At 71.2% G+C, this 19,307-nt stretch carries 25 protein-coding genes; 13 read left to right on the top strand and 12 right to left on the bottom strand.

Annotated features, from left to right (window positions below; translation table 11 throughout):
• The 4 genes from qcrB to ctaE all read right to left on the bottom strand — a co-directional run.
• On the bottom strand, positions 1-994 hold a 994-nt coding region (gene qcrB, locus IEZ00_RS36240), incomplete at its 3' end, for a cytochrome bc1 complex cytochrome b subunit (RefSeq protein ID WP_276530097.1).
• Positions 991-2,115, bottom strand: coding sequence for a cytochrome bc1 complex Rieske iron-sulfur subunit (gene qcrA, locus IEZ00_RS05380; RefSeq protein ID WP_189221945.1), 1,125 nt, complete (start codon positions 2,113-2,115; stop codon positions 991-993). The genes qcrA and qcrB, both read right to left, overlap by 4 nt.
• Positions 2,112-2,924, bottom strand: a complete 813-nt coding sequence (qcrC, locus tag IEZ00_RS05385) for a cytochrome bc1 complex diheme cytochrome c subunit (RefSeq protein WP_189221946.1) — start codon at positions 2,922-2,924, stop codon at positions 2,112-2,114. Before qcrC ends, qcrA begins: the two co-directional genes overlap by 4 nt.
• A gap of 41 nt (positions 2,925-2,965) precedes the next feature.
• On the bottom strand, positions 2,966-3,574 hold the full coding sequence (ctaE, locus tag IEZ00_RS05390) for an aa3-type cytochrome oxidase subunit III (RefSeq protein WP_189221947.1): 609 nt from the start codon (positions 3,572-3,574) through the stop codon (positions 2,966-2,968).
• An 83-nt stretch (positions 3,575-3,657) separates the two neighbouring features.
• Here ctaE and IEZ00_RS05395 point away from each other — a divergent pair, with 83 nt between their 5' ends.
• The 5 genes from IEZ00_RS05395 to IEZ00_RS05415 all read left to right on the top strand — a co-directional run bounded on the left by IEZ00_RS05395 (position 3,658) and on the right by IEZ00_RS05415 (position 7,131).
• Positions 3,658-4,050, top strand: a complete 393-nt coding sequence (locus IEZ00_RS05395; protein WP_189222555.1) for a hypothetical protein — start codon at positions 3,658-3,660, stop codon at positions 4,048-4,050.
• A 51-nt stretch (positions 4,051-4,101) separates the two neighbouring features.
• On the top strand, positions 4,102-4,512 hold the full coding sequence (locus IEZ00_RS05400; protein WP_189221948.1) for a hypothetical protein: 411 nt from the start codon (positions 4,102-4,104) through the stop codon (positions 4,510-4,512).
• A 7-nt stretch (positions 4,513-4,519) separates the two neighbouring features.
• Positions 4,520-5,575, top strand: coding sequence for an anthranilate phosphoribosyltransferase (gene trpD, locus IEZ00_RS05405; RefSeq protein WP_189221949.1), 1,056 nt, complete (start codon positions 4,520-4,522; stop codon positions 5,573-5,575).
• Between the two features lie 130 nt (positions 5,576-5,705).
• The gene (locus IEZ00_RS05410) at positions 5,706-6,380 is read left to right on the top strand and encodes a lysophospholipid acyltransferase family protein (RefSeq protein ID WP_189221950.1); all 675 of its coding nucleotides are present in this window, start codon (positions 5,706-5,708) and stop codon (positions 6,378-6,380) included.
• Positions 6,381-6,534: 154 nt separating this feature from the next.
• Complete coding sequence (locus tag IEZ00_RS05415) at positions 6,535-7,131, top strand: TetR/AcrR family transcriptional regulator (protein WP_189221951.1); 597 nt, start codon at positions 6,535-6,537, stop codon at positions 7,129-7,131.
• Between the two features lie 63 nt (positions 7,132-7,194).
• On the opposite strand, the gene IEZ00_RS05420 is transcribed toward IEZ00_RS05415, so the two are convergent.
• Entirely contained in the window at positions 7,195-7,611 is a 417-nt protein-coding gene (locus IEZ00_RS05420; RefSeq protein WP_189221952.1) for a cytochrome c oxidase subunit 4, read from the bottom strand.
• Positions 7,612-7,624: 13 nt separating this feature from the next.
• On the bottom strand, positions 7,625-8,560 hold the full coding sequence (ctaC, locus tag IEZ00_RS05425; protein ID WP_189221953.1) for an aa3-type cytochrome oxidase subunit II: 936 nt from the start codon (positions 8,558-8,560) through the stop codon (positions 7,625-7,627).
• A 192-nt stretch (positions 8,561-8,752) separates the two neighbouring features.
• Here ctaC and asnB point away from each other — a divergent pair, with 192 nt between their 5' ends.
• Positions 8,753-10,681 (top strand): asparagine synthase (glutamine-hydrolyzing), encoded by a 1,929-nt coding sequence (gene asnB / locus IEZ00_RS05430; RefSeq protein ID WP_189221954.1) that lies wholly within the window; start codon positions 8,753-8,755, stop codon positions 10,679-10,681.
• A gap of 91 nt (positions 10,682-10,772) precedes the next feature.
• Positions 10,773-10,943 carry a hypothetical protein gene (locus IEZ00_RS05435; RefSeq protein ID WP_189221955.1) on the top strand — a complete coding sequence of 57 codons (171 nt, stop codon included), beginning with the start codon at positions 10,773-10,775 and terminating at the stop codon, positions 10,941-10,943.
• 109 nt (positions 10,944-11,052) lie between these two features.
• Here IEZ00_RS05435 and IEZ00_RS05440 read toward each other — a convergent pair whose 3' ends face one another.
• Both IEZ00_RS05440 and IEZ00_RS05445 read right to left on the bottom strand, forming a co-directional pair.
• Positions 11,053-11,427 carry a HesB/IscA family protein gene (locus tag IEZ00_RS05440; protein WP_189221956.1) on the bottom strand — a complete coding sequence of 125 codons (375 nt, stop codon included), beginning with the start codon at positions 11,425-11,427 and terminating at the stop codon, positions 11,053-11,055.
• Between the two features lie 114 nt (positions 11,428-11,541).
• On the bottom strand, positions 11,542-12,549 hold the full coding sequence (locus IEZ00_RS05445) for a glycerate kinase family protein (RefSeq protein ID WP_189221957.1): 1,008 nt from the start codon (positions 12,547-12,549) through the stop codon (positions 11,542-11,544).
• A gap of 42 nt (positions 12,550-12,591) precedes the next feature.
• Here IEZ00_RS05445 and IEZ00_RS05450 point away from each other — a divergent pair, with 42 nt between their 5' ends.
• Both IEZ00_RS05450 and IEZ00_RS05455 read left to right on the top strand, forming a co-directional pair.
• Positions 12,592-13,221, top strand: coding sequence for a DUF3043 domain-containing protein (locus tag IEZ00_RS05450; RefSeq protein ID WP_189221958.1), 630 nt, complete (start codon positions 12,592-12,594; stop codon positions 13,219-13,221).
• Positions 13,222-13,269: 48 nt separating this feature from the next.
• Complete coding sequence (locus IEZ00_RS05455; protein WP_189221959.1) at positions 13,270-14,256, top strand: aldo/keto reductase family protein; 987 nt, start codon at positions 13,270-13,272, stop codon at positions 14,254-14,256.
• Positions 14,257-14,295: 39 nt separating this feature from the next.
• Here the strand turns inward: IEZ00_RS05455 and IEZ00_RS05460 are convergent, their stop codons facing one another.
• The 3 genes from IEZ00_RS05460 to IEZ00_RS05470 are packed head-to-tail and all read right to left on the bottom strand — an operon-like array spanning position 14,296 to position 15,461.
• Positions 14,296-14,472, bottom strand: coding sequence for a DUF397 domain-containing protein (locus IEZ00_RS05460; protein ID WP_189221960.1), 177 nt, complete (start codon positions 14,470-14,472; stop codon positions 14,296-14,298).
• Positions 14,465-14,653, bottom strand: coding sequence for a DUF397 domain-containing protein (locus IEZ00_RS05465; protein ID WP_189221961.1), 189 nt, complete (start codon positions 14,651-14,653; stop codon positions 14,465-14,467). The genes IEZ00_RS05460 and IEZ00_RS05465 overlap by 8 nt, the downstream gene beginning before the upstream one ends.
• Entirely contained in the window at positions 14,646-15,461 is an 816-nt protein-coding gene (locus tag IEZ00_RS05470) for a DUF5753 domain-containing protein (protein ID WP_189221962.1), read from the bottom strand. Before IEZ00_RS05470 ends, IEZ00_RS05465 begins: the two co-directional genes overlap by 8 nt.
• A gap of 218 nt (positions 15,462-15,679) precedes the next feature.
• On the opposite strand from IEZ00_RS05470, the gene IEZ00_RS05475 reads away from it, so the two are divergent.
• Positions 15,680-16,459: a tetratricopeptide repeat protein gene (locus IEZ00_RS05475; protein WP_189221963.1), complete on the top strand. Its 780-nt coding sequence runs from the start codon at positions 15,680-15,682 to the stop codon at positions 16,457-16,459.
• A 341-nt stretch (positions 16,460-16,800) separates the two neighbouring features.
• Here the strand turns inward: IEZ00_RS05475 and IEZ00_RS05480 are convergent, their stop codons facing one another.
• Positions 16,801-17,004 carry a hypothetical protein gene (locus tag IEZ00_RS05480; protein ID WP_189221964.1) on the bottom strand — a complete coding sequence of 68 codons (204 nt, stop codon included), beginning with the start codon at positions 17,002-17,004 and terminating at the stop codon, positions 16,801-16,803.
• Positions 17,005-17,080: 76 nt separating this feature from the next.
• Between IEZ00_RS05480 and cobU the strand changes: the two genes are divergently transcribed.
• The 3 genes from cobU to IEZ00_RS05495 all read left to right on the top strand — a co-directional run.
• Positions 17,081-17,623 carry a bifunctional adenosylcobinamide kinase/adenosylcobinamide-phosphate guanylyltransferase gene (cobU, locus tag IEZ00_RS05485; protein ID WP_189221965.1) on the top strand — a complete coding sequence of 181 codons (543 nt, stop codon included), beginning with the start codon at positions 17,081-17,083 and terminating at the stop codon, positions 17,621-17,623.
• Positions 17,624-17,654: 31 nt separating this feature from the next.
• On the top strand, positions 17,655-18,692 hold the full coding sequence (cobT, locus tag IEZ00_RS05490; protein ID WP_189221966.1) for a nicotinate-nucleotide--dimethylbenzimidazole phosphoribosyltransferase: 1,038 nt from the start codon (positions 17,655-17,657) through the stop codon (positions 18,690-18,692).
• Positions 18,692-19,307 (top strand): adenosylcobinamide-GDP ribazoletransferase (locus tag IEZ00_RS05495; protein ID WP_229795113.1); only part of this gene is annotated, 616 nt, incomplete at its 3' end. The genes cobT and IEZ00_RS05495, both read left to right, overlap by 1 nt.

The following is a 19,307-nucleotide window of genomic DNA, read 5'->3' on the forward strand; positions in this document are numbered from 1 at the left end:
TGCCCAGGTACAGCTCCCACGCGGGCCACAGCCGGATCAGGCCGTCGGTCCAGCCCATGTACCAGTCCGGCTGCACGCCCGCGGACACCTGGCCCGCGTTGTACGGGCCGAAGTTCCAGATCGGGTTGATCTGGAACACGCCGCCCATGATCGCGGTGACGCCGACGACGATGGCGAAGAAGCCGCCGCCCTTGGCCGCGAACACCGGCATGATGCGCACGCCGACGACGTTGCTCTCCTTGCGGCCCACACCGGGGAACTGGGTGTGCTTCTGGTACCACACCAGGCCCAGGTGCACCGCGACCAGCGCCAGGATGACCGCCGGGATGACCAGGATGTGCAGCGTGTAGAGCCGGGGGATGATCTCGGTGCCGGGGAACTCGCCGCCGAACAGCGTCCAGTTCAGCCAGGTGCCGATCACCGGGAACGAGATCAGCAGGCCCGCCATCACCCGCAGGCCGGTGCCGGAGAGCAGGTCGTCGGGCAGCGAGTAGCCGAGGAAGCCCTCGATCGCGCCGAGCATGAACAGCAGGATGCCGATGACCCAGTTGATCTCGCGCGGGCGCCGGAACGCGCCGGTGAAGAACACCCGGAACATGTGCACCACGATCGCGCCCATGAACAGCAGCGCCGCCCAGTGGTGCACCTGGCGCACGAACAGGCCGCCGCGCACGTCGAAGGAGATCTCCAGCGACGACTCGTAGGCCCGCGACATCGGGATGCCCAGCAGGTTCTGGAAGCTGCCGTCGTAGATGACCTCCTCCATGGAGGGGTCGAAGAACAGCGCCAGGTAGGTGCCCGACAGCAGCAGCACGATGAAGCTGTAGAGCGCGACCTCACCGAGCAGGAACGACCAGTGGGTCGGGAAGACCTTGTTCAACTGCCTGCGCAGACCGCTGGCCATGCTCAGCCGGTCGTCGGCCCACTTGGCGGCGCCACCCGCCGCGCGGGCCCCCAGGCCCTGCCGCCTCGTCGGCGTGGTGATGCCGCTCATGACTTACGCTCCCAGAACGCCGGACCCACAGCCTCGATGAAGTCGCTGCGGGCGATCAGATAACCGTCTTCGTCGACCGTGATCGGCAGCTGCGGCAGGGCGCGGGTGGCCGGGCCGAACCGCGGCTTGCCGTAGTGGAAGACGTCGAACTGCGACTGGTGGCACGGGCACAGCAGCAACCCGGTCTGCTGCTCGTACAGCGAGGCCGGGCACCCGAGGTGGGTGCACACCTTGGAGTAGGCGTAGATGTCGCCGTAGTTGAAGTCCTCCTGGCCCGCGCGCTTGACGATCTGCTGACCGGGGCGGAAGCGCAGCAGCATGACCGGGTTGTCGGCCCGCTTGGTCGCCATGATCAGCGCGTGCTCGTCGTTGCGCTCGGACTCCCGGAACGGGAAGACGGTCAGGAAGCCGCCCGCCTCGATGTCCTCCGGGCGCAGCAGCTGCACCTCGTGCGGGTCGCCGGTGTAGTTGCGCAGGTAGACCTTCTCGCCGTTCTCCGACTTCCAGCCGGTGTGCCACAGCGAGTCCTTCGAGTCGCTGTCCGCCCACGGGTTGCGCACCAGGCCGCCCAGCGGCAGCACCAGCACGCCCAGGCCGAACACGCCCGCGCCCAGGCCCGCGGTGCGCTTGATCAGCGACCGGCGGCCGAGGCCGCTGCGCTCGCCCGCGTCGGCCAGCTCGGCGACCACGGTGGCCTTGTCCACCTCGGACGAGCCGCCCTCGTGGCGCTGCTGGACGGCCAGCTCCTCGGGCAGGAACTTCTTCGTGTACAGCAGCGCGCCCACGCCCAGGGCGGTGATGGACAGACCGAGGGTCAGACCGATGATCGGGGTGTAGAGGCTGAACAGGAAGTGCGCGTCGGTGTTGGGCGTCTCGTACTTCCACGGCCAGAACAGGAACGCGGCCAGGAACGCCAGACCCGACAGCGCGGCGATGAGGAACCACAGGGCGACCGAGCGCTCGGCGCGCTTCTCGGCCCTGGTGCCCTTGACCGGCCACCGCTCCTCGTAGTGGACCAGTTCGACGTCGTCGAGCTTGGTCCCGAGCCGGACCAGCTCGTCCCGGCTCATGTCCGCGAGTTCCGCCTCGCTGGGCAGGTTGTCCGGCTTCTCGCCGCTCATGCCTTGGCTCCGATCCAGAGGGTCACGCCGACCAGGGCGGCGATCCCCACGATGAACGCGATCAGACCCTCCGATACCGGCCCGAGGCCGCCGAGGGGGGCGCCGCCGGGGTTGTTGTTCCCGTCGGTCACCGACTTGATGTAAGCGATGATGTCCTCCTTCTCCTCCGGCGTGAGCTGCCGGTCGGAGAACTTGGGCATGTTCTGCGGGCCCGTGAGCATCGCGGTGTAGATCTGCTCCTCGGTCACGCCGTCCAGCTGGGGTGCGAACTTGCCGGACGACAGCGCCCCGCCGCGGCCGGTGAAGTTGTGGCACGAGCTGCAGTTGAGGCGGAAGAGCTCACCGCCGCGGGCCGGGTCGTCGCCGCGCAGCGCCTGGCCGCCCTCGTCGGGGCTGACCGGGCCGCCGCCGCGGGACTGGATGAACGCGCCGAGCGCGTCGATCTGCTCCGGGGTGAACTTGGTGGGCTTGCGCTGCCCCTGGGCCTCCTGCCTGGCCAGCGGCATGCGGCCGGAGGAGACCTGGAAGTACACGGCCGCGTCGCCCACGCCGATCAGGCTGGGGCCGCGCCCCTCCACGCCGTCGAGGTTCTTGCCGTGGCAGGAGATGCAGGTGTTGTTGTAGAGCTGCTCGCCCAGCCGCACCTGGGCCGGGTCTTCCTGCGCCTGCGCGGTCTGCGGCTGCGGCGCCAGTGCGCTGAACAGGAACCCGGCGCTCAGCAGCGCGAAGCCCAGCGCGAGCAGGCCGGAGATCCGCCGCCGCAGCTTGGTGCCGCGCTTCCGGGCCCTTGTGGTGTTGGTGGTGGTCATGTGTGCGGCAACCCTTGCTAGTGAGTTCGGGGTTCGGCTGGTCAGGGCACGATGTAGATGACGGCGAACAAGCCGATCCAGACGACGTCGACGAAGTGCCAGTAGTAGGACACGACGATCGCGGAGGTCGCCTGGGCCGGGGTGAACTTGCTCAGCTTCGTGCGCACCAGCAGGTACCCGAACGCGATCAGACCGCCGATCACGTGCAGGCCGTGGAAGCCGGTGGTCAGGTAGAAGACCGTGCCGAACGCCGAGCCGGCGATGGTGGTGCCCTCGTGGACGAGGTTGACGTACTCCCCCGCCTGGCCCGCGACGAAGATCGCACCCATGACGAGCGTCGCGACGTACCAGCGGCGCAGGCCGAACACGTCACCGCGCTCGGCGGCGAACACGCCGAACTGGCAGGTGAACGACGAGGCCACCAGGATGATCGTGAAGAACAGCGCGTAGGGCACGTTCAGGTGGGTCGGCTCTGGTGGCCAGTGCCCTTCGTTCTGGGCCTTCACCGTGAAGAACATGGCGAAGAGCCCGGCGAAGAACATGAGCTCACTGGACAACCAGACGATCGTGCCGACGCTGACCATGTTCGGGCGGTTCAGCGAGTGCACGCGCTGGCCGATGGAGGGCGCTGCCGTGGTCACACGACGCATTATTGCTTGGGCGTTTTCGCTCCGCCCATCGGGTCGGGGGCAGGTGGGCGTCGTTGTCCAGGTCACAGGGAGGTGAGGGCGCGGTGGGATGGCTGGCCCGGTGGAGGCAGCGGCGCGCCGAGCGCCGGGTTCCCGCGCTGCGGATCGACTCGCCGGGGCTGGAGGTGGTGGTCGAGGCGTTCGACCTCGCCGAGGCCGACTCCGCCGCGCTGGCGCGCTCGCCGCGCTGGCGCAGCGACCGGCCCGCGGTGCTGCGCCACCACCTCGACCTGCCCCCTGACCAGGTGGAACAGGCTCGCAGACTGCTCGCGCCGGACGGCTGGGAGCTGCGCGGCGAGCGGCCGGTGCACGCGCTGCGGGTGCAGCGGCTGGACGCGCTGCACTGCGCCCAGGAGCGGGCCAGGATGGCCGGGCTGGCCCAGCGGCTGGGCGGCGACTGGATCGGGTGGGACGCACTGCAGGTCCCGCCCGCTTAGCCCGATAGCATCACCGGCACCTGGCACCCGACCCGTCGGAGGACCGCGCAGATGAGCACGCAGACGACCAGGATCCTGGTGTTCAGCCACCGCCCGGAGGTGCGTGAGACGATCATCACGGCGGTGGGGCGCAGGCCCGCCCCGGACCTGGGCCGCGTCGACTACGTCGAGGCGGGTGCGATCGCCGACGTGCTCTACGAGATGGACAAGGGCGGCGTCGACCTGGCCATCCTGGACGGCGAGGCGCAGCCGACCGGCGGCATGGGGCTGTGCCGCCAGCTCAAGAACGAGATCGCGGACTGCCCGCCGATCGTGGTGGCGGTGCGCCGCAAGGACGACCGCTGGCTGGCCACCTGGTCGCAGGCGGACGCGGTGCTGGTGCACCCGCTGGACCCGCTGGCCGCCGCCGAGACCGTGGCCGAGGTGCTGCGCTCCGCGGTGCTGCCCGCCACGCGCGGCTGAGCGCGCGATGGCCGAGCAGACCTGGCCGCTGCTGCTGAACCGGCTCATCGACGGTGTCGACCTCAGCGAGGCCGACACCGGCTGGGCGATGGACCAGATCATGTCCGGCGCGGCGACGCCCGCCCAGATCGGCGCGTTCGCGGTGGCGCTGCGCGCCAAGGGCGAGACGCCCGAGGAGGTCGACGGCCTGGCCAGGGCGATGTTGCGGCACGCGCGCCTGTTCACCGTGGACGGGCGGGCGGCGGACATCGTCGGCACCGGCGGCGACAACTCCGGGTCGGTGAACATCTCCACGATGGCGACCCTGGTGGCGGCCGCGGCGGGCGTGCCGGTGGTCAAGCACGGCAACCGGGCGGCCTCGTCCAAGTGCGGCACGGCGGACGTGTTGGAGGCGCTGGGGGTGGCCATCGACCTGCCCCCCGACGGCGTCGCGGCCACCGTGGCCGAGCTGGGCGTCGGCTTCTGCTTCGCGCCGGTGTTCCATCCCTCGTTCCGGCACACCGCCGCGCCCCGGCGGGAGATCGGCATCCCGACCTCGTTCAACCTGCTGGGCCCGCTGACCAACCCGGCCCAGCCCGCGGTGGGGCTGATCGGCTGCGCCCGCGCCGCGGCGGCCCCGCTGATCGCGGGCGTGTTCGCCCGGCGCGGCAGCACGGCGCTGGTGGTGCGCGGCGACGACGGCCTGGACGAGATCACCACGACCACCACCACGTCGGTGTGGGTGGTCGACGGCGGTCGGGTGCGCACCGACCGCGTCGACCCGGCCGAGCTGGGCATCGCCCCGGCCCGACCGGAGGACCTGCGCGGCGGTGACGCGGCGGTCAACGCCGAGGTGGTGCGGGAGCTGGTGGGCGGCAAGCCGGGTCCGGTGCGCGACGCGGTGCTGCTCAACGCGGCGGGCGCCATCGCGGTCCACGGCGGCCTGTCCGGCGACCTGCGCGCCGACCTGGCCGCCGGGCTGGAGCGCGCGGCCACCGCGGTGGACTCGGGCGCCGCGGCGGAGCTGCTGCGCCGCTGGGCGACCCGCTCGACGCGGCTGAAGGCCGAGCTGGCCGGGAAGTGACCCCTCGAAAGCCCCCGGACCACACGTCCGGGGCGCTTCCGGCCGACGGCTCGGGGTACCCCTGAAATGCCCCCTGAGGTGTGAACCACCTTTTCACCACGGGGCAACAACGGGAGGTCATGCTGTTCCCATGCTCTACACGGTGATGAAGCGGCTGGTTGCCCCCACGGCGCGGCTGGTGTACCGGCCCACCGTCGAAGGGCTGGAGAACGTGCCCACGACCGGCCCGGTGATCCTGGCCCCCAACCACCTGTCGTTCATCGACAGCGTCGTCCTGCCGATGGTGGTGCCGCGCCGGGTGTCGTTCCTGGCCAAGGCCGAGTACTTCGAGGGGCGCGGGGTCAAGGGCGCGCTGTCGCGGTACTTCTTCTCCTCGCTCGGCCACGTCCCGGTGCGCCGCGGGCTGGGCCGGGCCGCGCGGGCGTCGCTGGACACCGCCGCGGCCGTGCTGGCGGCGGGGCAGGCGTTCGCGATCTACCCCGAGGGCACCCGGTCGCTGGACGGCAGGCTGCACCGCGGGCGCACCGGTGTGGCGCGCATCGCGCTGGAGTCCGGGGCACCGGTGGTCCCGGTCGGCATCATCGGCACCGACAAGGTGCAGCCGGTCGGCTCGAAGATCCCCCGGATCTGCCCGGTGACCATCCGGTTCGGCGAGCCGCTGGACTTCTCCCGCTACGCGGGGATGCAGGACTCGCTGCCGGTGCTGCGGTCGGTCACCGACGAGATCGTCTACCGCATCCTGGAGCTGTCCGGGCAGGACTACGTGGACTCCTACCAGGCTTCCTCCGGCCAGGAAGCGGCCTGATCGACCGGGGTCGGGCGACTTCGTAGGCTTGCTCCCGGTGCCCGCCGGGCCACCCGGCCGGGTCGCCCATGGGTCACACTGAAGCGGAGCGCCCTTCCGCGAGCGACGGGAACCGCGCTCCGCTTGGTCGGTCGTCGCCGCGGGAGGAGAGCGCGTGTCCACTGGGAGCCGGTCCGCCGACGTGCCCGTCCGCGGCAAGCGGGCCGATGCGCTGCGCAACCAGCAGGCGCTGGTGGCCGCGGCCGCCGCGGTGTTCGTCACCTCCGGCGTGGACGCGCCGATCCGGGAGATCGCGGCCAGGGCGGGCGTCGGCATCGGGACGATCTACCGCCACTTCCCGACCAGGGCCGACCTCGTCGTCGCCGTCTACCGCCACCAGGTCGAGGCGTGCGCCGAGGCAGGCGCGACCCTGCTGGCCGAGGCGGGTTCGCCCTTCGCGGCGCTGCGCCGCTGGGTCGACCTGTTCGTCGACTTCCTGGTCACCAAGCACGGGCTCGCCAAGGCGCTGCAGTCCGACGACAGCGGCTTCGAGTCGCTGCACGCGTACTTCCTCGACCGCCTGGTGCCCGTCTGCGCGCGCCTGCTCGACGCCGCGGTCGACGCGGGCGAGATCGAGCCCGGCACGCGCGCCTACGAGCTGATGCGCGGCGTGGGCAACCTGTGCGTCGGGCACGAGAGCAACCCGGACTACGACCCGAGCAGGCTGGTGGAGCTGCTCCTGCGGGGCCTGCGGCGGCCCCAGTCGTCCTGAGAGGACGCGAAACGGCGGAGGGGCGCTACCCGTCCGGGTAGCGCCCCTCCGCCGTTGAGGAGGTCACTCGTGGTTGGGACCGGTGTGGTACTCGAACACCAGGCCGCCCACGGCGATCAGGATCAGCACGACCGCGATCACCAGCAGCCACACGTGCCAGAACGCCAGGCCGACGCCCGCCACGGCGGCGGCCGCCGCCAGGCCCAGCGGCCAGTAGCTGCCGGGGCTGAAGAAGCCCAGCTCACCGGCGCCGTCGCTGATCTCCGCGTCCGGGTTGTCCTCCGGCCGCACCTCGATGCGGCGGGCGACGAACCGGAAGTAGGTGCCGACGATGAGCGCCAGGCCACCGGTCAGCGCCAGCGCCACCACGCCCACCGGCTCCACGTGGTCGGTGTCGGCCCAGGTCCAGTAGCCGTAGACCACGGCCACCAGGAACGAGAACACGGTCACCAAGTCAAAAATGCGTGCTTCGACCTTCATGGTGGGCGCTCTCCTACCTGCTGCCGTCGCCGGACGCCTCGCGGACGGTCCGGTCGGTCTCGAAGGGCTTGGTGGTCACGGCGTGCGGCGTGCACAGCTCGCCGCAGTCCAGTTCGGTCAGCGCCTCCGCGGCGGTGTAGGGCGCCCCGGTCTTGTCGTTGGTCTGCTGCCGCAGCTGGATGTAGCGGTCGAACAGGGCGGGCTCCAGCGCGCGGACCTCGAAGTTCATCACCGCGTGGTAGGTGCCGCACAGCTCGGCGCAGCGGCCGACGAACGAACCGGGCCGGTCGATCCGGTCGATCTGGAACGAGTTGTCCTGGTTGTTCTTCTCCGGGCTCGGGAAGACGTCCCGCTTGAAGTGGAACTCCGGCACGTAGAACGAGTGGATGACGTCGGTGGAGCGCAGCGTGAAGCGGATGCGCTTGTCCGAGGGCAGCACCAGCAGCGGGATCTCGTTGGAGGTGCCGACCGTGGTGACCGGCAGGTCGCTCTCCTCGGTCTTGTAGCCGGGGTACTGGAACTCCCAGTTCCACTGGAACCCGATCACGTCGACGGTCACGTCCGGCTGCTCGGACTTGTCGGTGACGTAGTTCTGGGTGACCGCGGTGAAGTAGAACAGCACCGCGACGATGATCGTCGGCACGACCAGCAGGACCAGCTCCAGCGGCAGGTTGTAGGCCACCTGGCGGGGCAGGTCCTCGCTCTTCTTGCGGTGGAACGCGACGGACCAGAGGATCAGGCCCCACACGATCACGCCGACCACCAGCGCGGCGATGACCGACCAGGTCCACAGCTCGCGCATCCGGTCCGCCTGCGGCGTCACGCCCACCGGCCAGCCGAAGCGCAGCACCTCATCCGTGGAGCAACCCGTGGCCCCGATGCCGACCAGGCCGACCAGCCCGGTGACCTTCGCCAGCCGAGCTGCCCTGGTGCCCTCCTTCAGGCCCACTGCTCGCCGCCTCCTCGCTGCTGAAAGCTCGCAGGCAAGGGTGGAACTCGCCCTTGCCGGATCATGCGGGAGCGTAGCCCAGCGCGGCGCGTGCCACCCCTCGGGGGCGGCGGGGTGCGGTGCAGTTTCGGTCACAGGACGGGCCCCCGGCATACTGGGGACTTATCTACACGACACGGAGGGTGTTGCGCCTTGTGCGGCCTGGTGGGACTGGTTTGCCCTAGCGAGAACGACGCCGTGCACGCGCGGCAGGCGGTGGCGGGGGCCCTGCGCTGCATGCGGCACCGCGGCCCCGACGAGAGCGGTACCTGGCAGGGCGATGAGGTCGTGTTCGGCTTCAACCGGCTGTCGATCATCGACATCGAGCACTCGCACCAGCCCCTGCACTGGGGCCCGCCCGAGCAGCCCGGCCGGTACACGATCCTGTTCAACGGCGAGATCTACAACTACCTGGAGCTGCGCGCCGAGCTGGCGGAGCGGCACGGGGCGGTGTTCGGCACCGACGGCGACACCGAGACCATCGTGGCCGCCTACCACTACCTGGGCCCGGCCTCGGTGGCCAAGCTGCGCGGCATGTTCGCGTTCCTGATCTGGGACTCGCACCGCAAGGTGGTCTTCGGGGCGCGCGACCCGTTCGGCATCAAGCCGCTGTACTACGCCACCGGCCCGCGCGGCGTGGCGTTCTCCAGCGAGAAGAAGAGCGTGCTGGAGCTGGCCCCGGCGCTGGGCATCCAGCCGAAGCTGGACCGCAAGGCGCTCCAGCACTACCTGATCCTGCAGTACGTGCCGGAACCGGAGTCGATGCACGGTGAGATTCACCGCATCGAGTCCGGTACCTCGTTCACCGTGGCGCCCGGCGGGCGGCCCGTGGTCGAGCGGTACTTCCCGGCCACCTTCCGGCCGCGCGTGGTGCACGGCGAGGCCGACGCCAACCGGCTCTACGACGAGATCACCGAGGCGCTGCGCGACTCGGTGGCCAAGCACATGCGCGCGGACGTGACGGTCGGCTCGTTCCTGTCCGGCGGCATCGACTCGACCGTGGTCGCGGCGCTGGCCAAGGAGCACAACCCGGACCTGGTCACGTTCACCACCGGGTTCGAGCGCCAGGGCTACTCGGAGATCGACGTGGCCGCCGAGTCGGCCGCGGCGATCGGGGTCAAGCACGTGGTGCGGGCGGTGACGGCGCAGGAGATGATGGAGTCCCTGCCGCTGATCACCTGGTACCTGGACGACCCGGTGGCCGACCCGGCGCTGGTGCCGCTGTGGTTCATCGCCCGCGAGGCACGCAAGCACGTCAAGGTGGTGCTCTCCGGCGAGGGCGCGGACGAGCTGTTCGGCGGCTACACGATCTACCGCGAGCCGCTGTCGCTGGCGCCGTTCGACAAGGTGCCGGGCGCGCTGCGCAAGGCCATGGGCAAGGTCTCCACCAAGATCCCGCAGGGCGTGCGCGGCAAGGACCTGCTGCGGCGCGGCGCGCTGACGCTGGAGGAGCGCTACTACGGCAACGCGCGCATCTTCCTGGACGACCAGCTGCGGCAGGTGCTGCGCACCTACGACCCGGCGGTGTCGCACATGGACGTCACCGCGCAGCCCTACCGCGAGTCCGAGCAGTGGGACCCGGTGACCCGGATGCAGCACGTGGACCTGTTCACCTGGCTGCGCGGCGACATCCTGGTCAAGGCCGACAAGATGACCATGGCCAACTCGCTGGAGCTGCGGGTGCCGTTCCTGGACCCGGAGGTCTTCCGGGTCGCCTCGCAGGTCCCCTCGGAGCTGAAGCTGACCAGGGAGACCACCAAGTACGCGCTGCGCAGGGCGATCCGCGACATCGTGCCCGCGCACGTGCTCAACCGGCGCAAGCTGGGCTTCCCGGTGCCGATCCGGCACTGGCTGCGCGAGGAGATGCACGACTGGGCCATCGACCACGTGCGCCAGTCGCAGACCGACCAGTACATCGACAAGGCGGGCGTGCTGCGGCTGATCGAGGAGCACCGGGCGGGCACGGCCGACCACAGCCGCCGCATCTGGGCGCTGCTGGTGTTCATGATCTGGCACGGGATCTTCGTCGAGGGCCGCATCCGGCCCGCGGTGCCCGAGCCGCACTACCCGGTCAAGCTCTGACCTGCGAAAACGCCACAAAGAAGCCCTACCGGGCGGTAATACCGTCCGGTAGGGCTTTTGTCAAGCGTTTTCACCGCATACGGTCAGTGGCGTGACGAACCAGGAGCCGGACACGCTGGCCGAGCTGATCGAGGACTGCACCGAACTGCCCGCGGAGCTGCGCCCCGCGCCGGCGTCGCTGCCCGAGGGGCGCACGGCGGCCCCGTGGGAGGTCGACGAGGGCTGCTACCAGCAGGTGGCCGACCTGGAGGTCTACGTCTGAGACCCGAGCACCCGAGGACCCCCGTCGAGCGGACGGGGGTCCTCCGCTTTTCGGCCCGTGGACGCGAAAAGGCCCCCGGTGCGCGCACCGGGGGCCTTTTCGCGCTCGATCAGTGGAACGAGTCGCCGCAGGCGCACGAACCGCCCGCGTTCGGGTTGTCGATCGTGAAGCCCTGCTTCTCGATCGTGTCCACGAAGTCGATCACCGCGCCGTCGACGTACGGCGCGCTCATCCGGTCGACCGCCACCTTGAGACCGTTGAAGTCCCGCAGCGCGTCGCCGTCGAGCGTGCGCTCGTCGAAGAACAGCTGGTAGCGCAGGCCCGCGCAACCACCGGGCTGGACGGCGATGCGCAGGTGCATGTCGTCGCGACCCTCCTGGTCGAGCAGCGCCTTGGCCTTCACAGCCGCCGCGTCGGTCAACGTCACGCCGTGGGTGGGCGGCGCGTCAGGGGTCGAGGTGGCTGCATCCTGAGCGGTCGTCATGGCTCTCCCTCAGAGGTCCTTTGCGGGCAACTATCCCTAGCGAACACGGGCTGCACCCGCTTTGTTCCTCCCACCATGGTCGCACAACCTCGCGGTAGCGGGGTGTGACCGCCACTACCGCCGGGACCACCCCTTCGCGACGTGCGCGGCCAGGTCGGCCAGCGTGCCCGCCGGGTCGGCCAGCGACGCCGCCACAGACCCGGCGTGCTCGGCCACCGCGTAGGACTCCTGCACGCCCGCCGCCGCGGCCTCCCGGCGCCCGGCGGTGACCTGCCCCGCCAGCACCAGGCACGGCAGGCCGCGCTCGGCCGCGCCCGCCGCGACGGCGGTGACCAGCTTGCCGCGCAGCGACTGCCAGTCGAAGCTGCCCTCCCCGGTGACCGCCAGGTCGGCTCCGTCCAGCGCGGTGTCCAGGCCGGTCAGCCGCCGCACCAGGCCCGCGCCGGAGGTCACCTCCGCGCCCAGCGCCATCAGCGCCGCGCCCAGGCCGCCCGCCGCGCCCGCGCCCGGCCGGTCGCGCACCCCGGCCAGCTCCTCCATCGCCGCCAGGCGGGCCTCCAGCCGTTCCACGGCCTGCGGCGAGGCGCCCTTCTGCGGGCCGAACACCCGCGCCGCGCCGTGCGGCCCCAGCAGCGGGTTCTCCACGTCGGAGGCGGCCACCAGTGCGGCGTCGACCGGGCCCACGGCGGCCAGCATCCCCGCGCCTCCGTCGGTGGTGCCCGACCCGCCCAGGCCCACGACGACGGTGCGCACCCCCTTCGCGGCGGCGATCAACTCCCCCACGCCGGCGGTCGTCGTCGTCTCGCACACCTGCGGCCGCAGCTCGGCGGGCACCAGGTGCAGCCCGCACGCCTGGGCGGACTCGACGTAGGCGGTGCCGTCGTGCTCCAGCCACTCGGCGGTCACCGGGTCGCCCAGCGGGCCGGTCACGGTCTCCCGGTGCACGGTCCCGCCCAGCGCGGCGTGCAGCACGTCCACGAAGCCGGGGCCGCCGTCGGCCAGCGGGCGCAGCAGCAGCTCGTCACCGGGCGCGGTCCGCCGCCACCCCTCCGCGATGGCCTGCGCGGCCTCCCTGGCGGTCAGCGTGCCGCCGAAGCAGTCGGGCGCTATCACGATTCGCACCTGGCGAAGGGTACGGAACCGGGCATCTCCTACCCTGGTCCCGTGAGGTTCCTGCGCCGCAACACCGCCGAGGCCACCGAGACCGTCGAGGACACCCCCGCGGAGGTGACCCAGGTCGACCCGTCGCGCACCCCCGGCAAGGGCAGGCCCACCCCCAAGCGCCGCGAAGCCGAGGGCAAGCGGCGCGGCCCGGTCCCGCCGCCGCCCCGCACCCAGCGCGAGGCGCTCAAGCGGATGCGCGGCAACAAGGTCTCCAAGGAGGAGCGCCGCGCCGCGGCCGCCGAGCGCCGCCAGCGGATGATGGCGGGCGACGACAAGTACCTGCTGCCGCGCGACCGCGGCCCGGTCAAGGCCTACATCCGCGACGTGGTGGACTCCCGGCGCAACCTCATGGGCCTGTTCATGCCGCTGGCGATCGTGGTGTTCGTCGCGCTGCTGGTGCCCTCCCCGCTGATCCAGCAGTACGCGACGCTGCTGACCACGTTCATGCTGCTGGCGATGATCGTGGAGGGCTTCGTGCTGGGCCGCTTCGTCACCAAGCGGGTGCGGGCGAAGTTCCCGAAGGAACCGGTCAAGGGCCTGTCGGTGGGCTGGTACTCGTTCATCCGAGCCAGCCAGCTGCGCAAGCTGCGGGTGCCCAAGCCCAGGGTCGCCCCCGGCGCCAAGGTCTGAGCGCCAACTCGTTAGCAGGACGAAGGATCTCGTATTAGGCTCTCGGCCATGGAGTTCCGACGTCTTGGCCGCAGTGGCCTGAACATCAGCGAGATCTCGTACGGGAACTGGCTCACCCACGGATCGCAGGTCGAGGAGGAGCAGGCGGCGGCTTGCATCCGGGCCGCCCTCGACGCCGGGATCACCACCTTCGACACCGCCGACGCCTACGCCAACACCAAGGCCGAGGAGGTGCTCGGCCGCGCCCTCAAGGGTGAGCGCCGCGCCTCCATCGAGGTGTTCACGAAGGTGTTCTGGCCCACCGGCCCCGGCGGCCCCAACGACAAGGGCCTCGGCCGCAAGCACATCATGGAGTCCATCGACGGCTCCCTCAAGCGCCTCCAGACCGACTACGTCGACCTCTACCAGGCGCACCGGTTCGACCGCACGGTGCCGCTGGAGGAGACGATGCTCGCCTTCGCCGACATCGTCCGCCAGGGCAAGGCGCTCTACATCGGCGTCTCCGAGTGGGACGCCGACCAGATCGCCCGCGGCGCGGCGCTGGCCCGCGAGCTGAGGGTGCCGCTGATCTCCAACCAGCCGCAGTACTCGATGCTGTGGCGGGTCATCGAGTCGCAGGTGGTGCCCACCTCCGAGCGCGAGGGCATCAGCCAGATCGTCTGGTCGCCGATCGCCCAGGGCGTGCTGACCGGCAAGTACCTGCCCGGCCAGCAGCCGCCCGCCGGGTCGCGCGCGACCGACGAGAACGGCTCGAAGTTCATCTCCCGGTTCATGCGCGACGAGGTGCTGGAGAAGGTGCAGCAGCTCAAGCCGCTGGCCGAGGAGGCGGGCCTGACGCTGGCGCAGCTCGCGGTGGCCTGGGTGCTGCAGAACCCGAACGTGGCCTCGGCCATCATCGGCGCCTCCCGCCCCGAGCAGGTGACCGAGAACGTCAAGGCCGTCGGCGTGAAGCTGGAGGCCGAGCTGCTGGAGAAGATCGACGCCGTGCTGGAGGGCGTCGTGGAGACCGACCCGAGGCTGACCGTCAGCCCGTGACACCCGGCGGGGGCGCTCGGACGAGCGCCCCCGCACCGGTCAGCCCTTCTTCACCCCCACCAGGAACGCGGCGAACGCCGCGCGGCTGAAGCTCAGCGTCCCGGCGTCGCGGTTCTTGGTGTCCCGAACGGCGGTGTAGCCGAGCCCCACCAGGAGTTCGACGCACTCGGCGTTGCTGGAGCTGTAGCTGGACTTCCGCCACCGCTGGTCAGGCATACCTGCTGTCCCCCTTCAAATCCGACAGGAACGCGGCGAACGCCGCAGGGCTGAAGCTCAGCGTCCCCGCCTCCCTGTTCTTGGTGTCCCGGACCCTCGCCACCTCGACCCCAACCGCCAACTCGACGCAGTCGGGGTTGGTGGAGCTGTAGCTGGACTTCCGCCACCGCTGGTCAGACATACCTGCTGTCCCTCACTTCACGGATGCGCTTCACGGACTGCTCGTGGCCGAGCGCGAGCCGAGCCGCGTCATCCCACGCGGCGGCCAGCCTGTTCACCTTCCCCGCATCCTCCACCACTTTGATCCCGTCGTACTCCTCCACGTAGAGGGAGAACGGTTCATCGGGTTCCGGGTAGTCGAGCAGGACCAACGCCCCGATGTGCGCACCGTAGGAGCCGCTGTCGAAGGCCAGGACCTGCAAGGTGACGTTGTCCTGCTCGGCAACGCGCAGCAGGTGCGTCAACTGCTCGGCCATCAGTTCCCTCCCACCGACCGCCCGGTGGAGCGCCGCTTCGTCGATCACCGCGTGCAGGTGGAACGGCGGTGATGTGCGCGAGAGGAGACCTTGCCTGTCCCGGCGTTCAGCAGCCGCCTGCTCGGTCCACCCCTTGCCCGCCATCAGCGCGCGAGCGCGCTCACCGAGGGATTCGGCATAGGCGCCGAGTTGGAGGAGCCCTGGGATGAGCTGCTGGTCGAGCGTCCGCTCGCGGACCGCTTCGCCTTCGTCCATGCGGAATCTCAGGTAGTTGAGCGACAGGGCGGTGGCGTGCTCGACCACGACAGCGTCCTTGTTGGCGCGCTCCCAGAGGGCAGTGCCCTCGGCGAGCTCCTCCTCCGTCGCCTTGATCATGGTCATGACGGCCAGGAACGTCGGATAGCGCGGCAAGTGGTCTCCCGACAGCATCCGCTTGACCGTGTCGGGTGACGTTCTCACGAGTTTCGCGACCTCGACCGGTTTCAACCCCGTGCGTTCGAGGATGGGCTGCACGTGCCGTCCAAGTTTCCGCTTCGCGCGTGTGGTCCCTAGCGCCATGCCCTCACCCTAGCCACTCTCCGTAGCGATCCTTATCCGCGACACCACCCTACTGCGTACTTATATTTGCTCGATGCAAAGCCGATTCGCTACGTATATCAGTGGCAAGCGACTGAAACCGGAGCCTCCGTATGACTTCACCTGGGGAAGCGCTGCTGGCCGCTCGACACCTCATGGCCGAGGACGACCCGGACACCGCCGCCAAGCTCCTCCAGTTCCTGTGGGTGCTGCTGCCGAACAACCCGGAACTGACCAAAGATGAACTGCGGAGCGTGACATTTGATCTGGCGGACCGCTTCCCGTTCTCGCGGTCGGTCCCGCTTCCTCTGCGCGAAGCCGTGGGCGCGTACGTGCGCGCGGAAGACCTCACGACCGCCACCGAAGTCGCGACGCGCATGGTGACGCTGGCCCGTGCGCTGTGCCGGGAGGAACCGACCGAGGACACCCTCCACAGCCACGCCTTCGCGCTGGACACGCTCGCGAGCGTCTACCGGCTGCGGGGCATGACCGAGCAGTTCACCGCGTGCCTGGTCGAGCTGATCGACGTGCAGTTCGAGCACGCCAACCCCTGTGGCGCGGCGTGGGGCGTGCGCGAACTGGGCGCGCTGGACCTGCTGGCGGGCGATCTGGACGCGGCGGTGGCGAAGTTCAGCCGCGCCGAGCAGCTGTACCTCGAAAACGGCGAAGACGCCGAGACCTCATCGGAACTGGCGGAGTGCCGCGTGCTGCTGGGGCGAACCGCCCTGGCGCGGGGCGACCGGGACACCGCCCTCGTTCACTTCGCACGAGCACTCGACGGGGTGACTTGCGGCAGCACGCTCGCGCGGGAGGTCGAGCGGCTGCGCGACGCCGCGCAGCGCGGTCAGGCGCTGCCGGACACCACCGTGCTGCGAATCGGCGAATTCGGCACGGTGACTTTCGAACGCCCCTCCCCCACGACCTCCACCACCTGACCCACGTCAAACACCCCGCTCCCCAGCCCACTCCTTCCCGTCACACATCACCCATTGGTCCGCGTGTCGCGCACTTCCAAGCCGCGAGTCGAACCTCCAGACACCACGAATTCAACATTCGCGCATGTCGGGTAGTAGTTATCGGCCCCCGCACGCCCGCCGGGTAGTACTTGCCGACGCACCAGGGCGGCGCGACCCGCCGTCCTTGGCGACCTGCCGCGCGACGAGCGCACCTCCCGAGCCCCAACGCTCAGTTCGCGCGACCTGAACGTAGAACTCACACGACCTGAGCGTTGAACTCAGGGGTTCTGGGGGTTCGACTCGTGGAGCGAGGGGTGGGGTCAGTCGGCGGGGGAGAGGGACATGGGGCCGTAGACCTCCGACTCGTTGTGCAGGAGGGTCACGCTGGCCACGCCCGCCGCGCGCAGCTCGGGCCAGTGGGCGCTGAGCCAGTCCTCCGCGTCCACCTGGTCGGCGAAGGTGTCCGAACCGGAGGTGTCGACCTCCCGGCCCTGCTCGTCCTGGTACCGCCAGCGGTACTCCACGACGGCCTCCCGCGTTGCGTCCGGGTAACGTTCGACGCCCAGGCTAGGTCGCGCGGGAGAAACGGTGGGGCTTGGTGTGACGCGTCGGACACTCGTGCTGGGCGGCGCGCGGTCGGGGAAGTCCGCGCACGCCGAAGGGCTGCTCACGGCCGACGCGGCGACCTACGTGGCCACCGCGCGGCGCTACCCCGACGACCCGGACTGGGGGCTGCGCATCGCGCAGCACGTGGCCCGCAGGCCCGCCGCGTGGCGCACCGTCGAGGCGCCCGCCCCCAACGACCTGATCTCCCTGCTGGGCGCGGCCGTCGAGGGCGACCCGCCGATCCTGGTCGACGACCTGGCGACGTGGCTGGTGGGCGTGATGGAGGACGTCGACGCCTGGGAGGGGCGCGGCGTCGGCGAGGTGGAGCGGGAGTGCGCGGCGCTGGTCGAGGCCGTCGCGGCGGTGCGCGCCCGGCTGGTGCTGGTCTCCGCGGAGGTCGGCCTCGGCGTGGTGCCCAGCACCCGTTCTGGCAGGCTCTTCCGCGATCACCTCGGCACGCTCAACGCGCGGCTGGCGGAGGTGTGCGACGAGGTCCTGCTGGTCGTGGCGGGCATCCCGTTGAAGCTGCGCGAGTGAGACCGCCCGGAGCCTGAGGAGGCAGCACCCGATGACCGTCGAGTTCCCACCCGTCGAGGCGCCCAGCGAGAGCGCGCGGCGGGAGGCCGTGGCCCGGCACGCGGTGCTGACCAAGCCGGTCGGTTCGCTGGGCAAGCTGGAGGAGCTGGGCTGCTGGGTGGCCGCCTGCCAGGGCGAGTGCCCGCCCCGGCCGTTCACCCGGCCCCGCGTGATCGTCTTCGCGGGTGACCACGGCGTGGCCCGGCACGGCGTGTCCGCCTACCCCAGCGAGGTCACCGGGCAGATGGTGGCCAACTTCCTGGCCGGTGGCGCGGCGGTGAACGTGCTGGCCAACGCGGCGGGCGCGACGGTGCGCGTGGTGGACGTCGCGGTCGACTCCGACACCCCGGTGGGTGATCTGAAGGTGCGCCGCGGTTCCGGGTCCATCGACCGCGAGGACGCGCTGACCCTCGACGAGGCCGAGCGGGCCGTGGAGGTCGGCAGGCGCGTCGTGGACGACGAGGTGGACGGCGGCGCGGACCTGCTCATCGCCGGTGACATGGGCATCGGCAACACCACCCCGTCCTCGGTGCTGATCGCCGCGCTGACCGGCGCGGAGCCGGTCGCCGTGGTCGGTCGCGGGACCGGCGTGGACGACCACGGCTGGATGCGCAAGACCGCGGCCATCCGGGACGCGCTGCGCCGGGCCCGGCCGGTGCTGGGCGACCCGGTGCGGCTGCTGGCCACCGCGGGCGGGGCCGACCTGGCGGCGATGGCCGGGTTCCTGGCGCAGGCCGCGGTGCGGCGCACGCCGGTGATCCTGGACGGCCTGGTGGCGGGCGCGGCGGCCGTGCTGGCCGAGGAGCTGGCGCCGGGCGCGCGGGAGTGGTGGGTCGCCGGGCACCGCTCGGCCGAGCCCGCGCACGCGCTGGCGCTGGGGCACCTGGGGCTGGAGCCGCTGCTGGAGTTCGACCTGCGCCTCGGCGAGGGTTCCGGCGCGGTGGTCGCGCTGCCGCTGGTGGTGATGGCGACCCGCGTGCTGGCCGAGATGGCGACCTTCGAGGGCGCGGGCGTCTCCGGGCCCGCCTGATGCGCCTGGCGCTGTCGTGGCTGACCGTGCTGCCGGTGCGGGTGGGCGCGGTGGACGCGCGCGCCGCCCGCCGCGCCATCGCGCTGACGCCGCTGGTCGGCGTGCTGCTGGGTGCGGTGGCGGCGGGCGCGCTGACCGCGCTGGCCCGGCTGGGCGCGCCGGGGCTGCTGGCCGGGTTGCTGGTGGTGGGCGGGTTGGGGCTGGCCACCAGGGGGATGCACCTGGACGGGTTGGCCGACACGGCGGACGGCCTTGGCTGCTACGGCCCGCCCGAGCGCGCGCTGGCGGTGATGAAGGACGGCGGCGCGGGGCCGTTCGCGGTGGTCACGCTCGTGGTGGTGCTGGGCGCGCAGGCCGTGGCGCTGGGCGAGGTGCGGTGGGGCGCGGTGGTGCTGGCGCTGACCGCCGGGCGGGCCGCGTTCGTGCTGTGCTGCGTGCGCGGTGTGCCCGCGGCGCGGCCGGAGGGGTTGGGCGCGCTGGTGGCGGGCACGCAGTCGCCGCTGGTCGCGGCGGCCTGGTGGGTGCTGCTGGCCGTGGCCGGGTGGTGGGTGGACCCGTGGCGCGGCCCGGTCGGGGTCGCGCTGGCGGCGCTGCTGGTGGTGCTGCTGCTGCGGC

Source organism: Saccharothrix coeruleofusca, assembly GCF_014648515.1.
In the GTDB taxonomy this organism is placed as follows: Bacteria; Actinomycetota; Actinomycetes; order Mycobacteriales; family Pseudonocardiaceae; genus Actinosynnema; species Actinosynnema coeruleofuscum.

Excerpts from the sequence above, each read along its gene's own strand:
- qcrA (WP_189221945.1), bottom strand. The coding sequence starts at position 2,115 with ATGAGCGGCGAGAAGCCGGACAACCTGCCCAGCGAGGCGGAACTCGCG.
- qcrC (WP_189221946.1), bottom strand. The coding sequence starts at position 2,924 with ATGACCACCACCAACACCACAAGGGCCCGGAAGCGCGGCACCAAGCTG.
- ctaE (WP_189221947.1), bottom strand. The coding sequence starts at position 3,574 with ATGCGTCGTGTGACCACGGCAGCGCCCTCCATCGGCCAGCGCGTGCAC.
- IEZ00_RS05400 (WP_189221948.1), top strand. The coding sequence starts at position 4,102 with ATGAGCACGCAGACGACCAGGATCCTGGTGTTCAGCCACCGCCCGGAG.
- trpD (WP_189221949.1), top strand. The coding sequence starts at position 4,520 with ATGGCCGAGCAGACCTGGCCGCTGCTGCTGAACCGGCTCATCGACGGT.
- IEZ00_RS05410 (WP_189221950.1), top strand. The coding sequence starts at position 5,706 with ATGCTCTACACGGTGATGAAGCGGCTGGTTGCCCCCACGGCGCGGCTG.
- IEZ00_RS05420 (WP_189221952.1), bottom strand. The coding sequence starts at position 7,611 with ATGAAGGTCGAAGCACGCATTTTTGACTTGGTGACCGTGTTCTCGTTC.
- IEZ00_RS05440 (WP_189221956.1), bottom strand. The coding sequence starts at position 11,427 with ATGACGACCGCTCAGGATGCAGCCACCTCGACCCCTGACGCGCCGCCC.
- IEZ00_RS05455 (WP_189221959.1), top strand. The coding sequence starts at position 13,270 with ATGGAGTTCCGACGTCTTGGCCGCAGTGGCCTGAACATCAGCGAGATC.
- IEZ00_RS05460 (WP_189221960.1), bottom strand. The coding sequence starts at position 14,472 with ATGCCTGACCAGCGGTGGCGGAAGTCCAGCTACAGCTCCAGCAACGCC.
- IEZ00_RS05465 (WP_189221961.1), bottom strand. The coding sequence starts at position 14,653 with ATGTCTGACCAGCGGTGGCGGAAGTCCAGCTACAGCTCCACCAACCCC.
- IEZ00_RS05475 (WP_189221963.1), top strand. The coding sequence starts at position 15,680 with ATGGCCGAGGACGACCCGGACACCGCCGCCAAGCTCCTCCAGTTCCTG.
- cobT (WP_189221966.1), top strand. The coding sequence starts at position 17,655 with ATGACCGTCGAGTTCCCACCCGTCGAGGCGCCCAGCGAGAGCGCGCGG.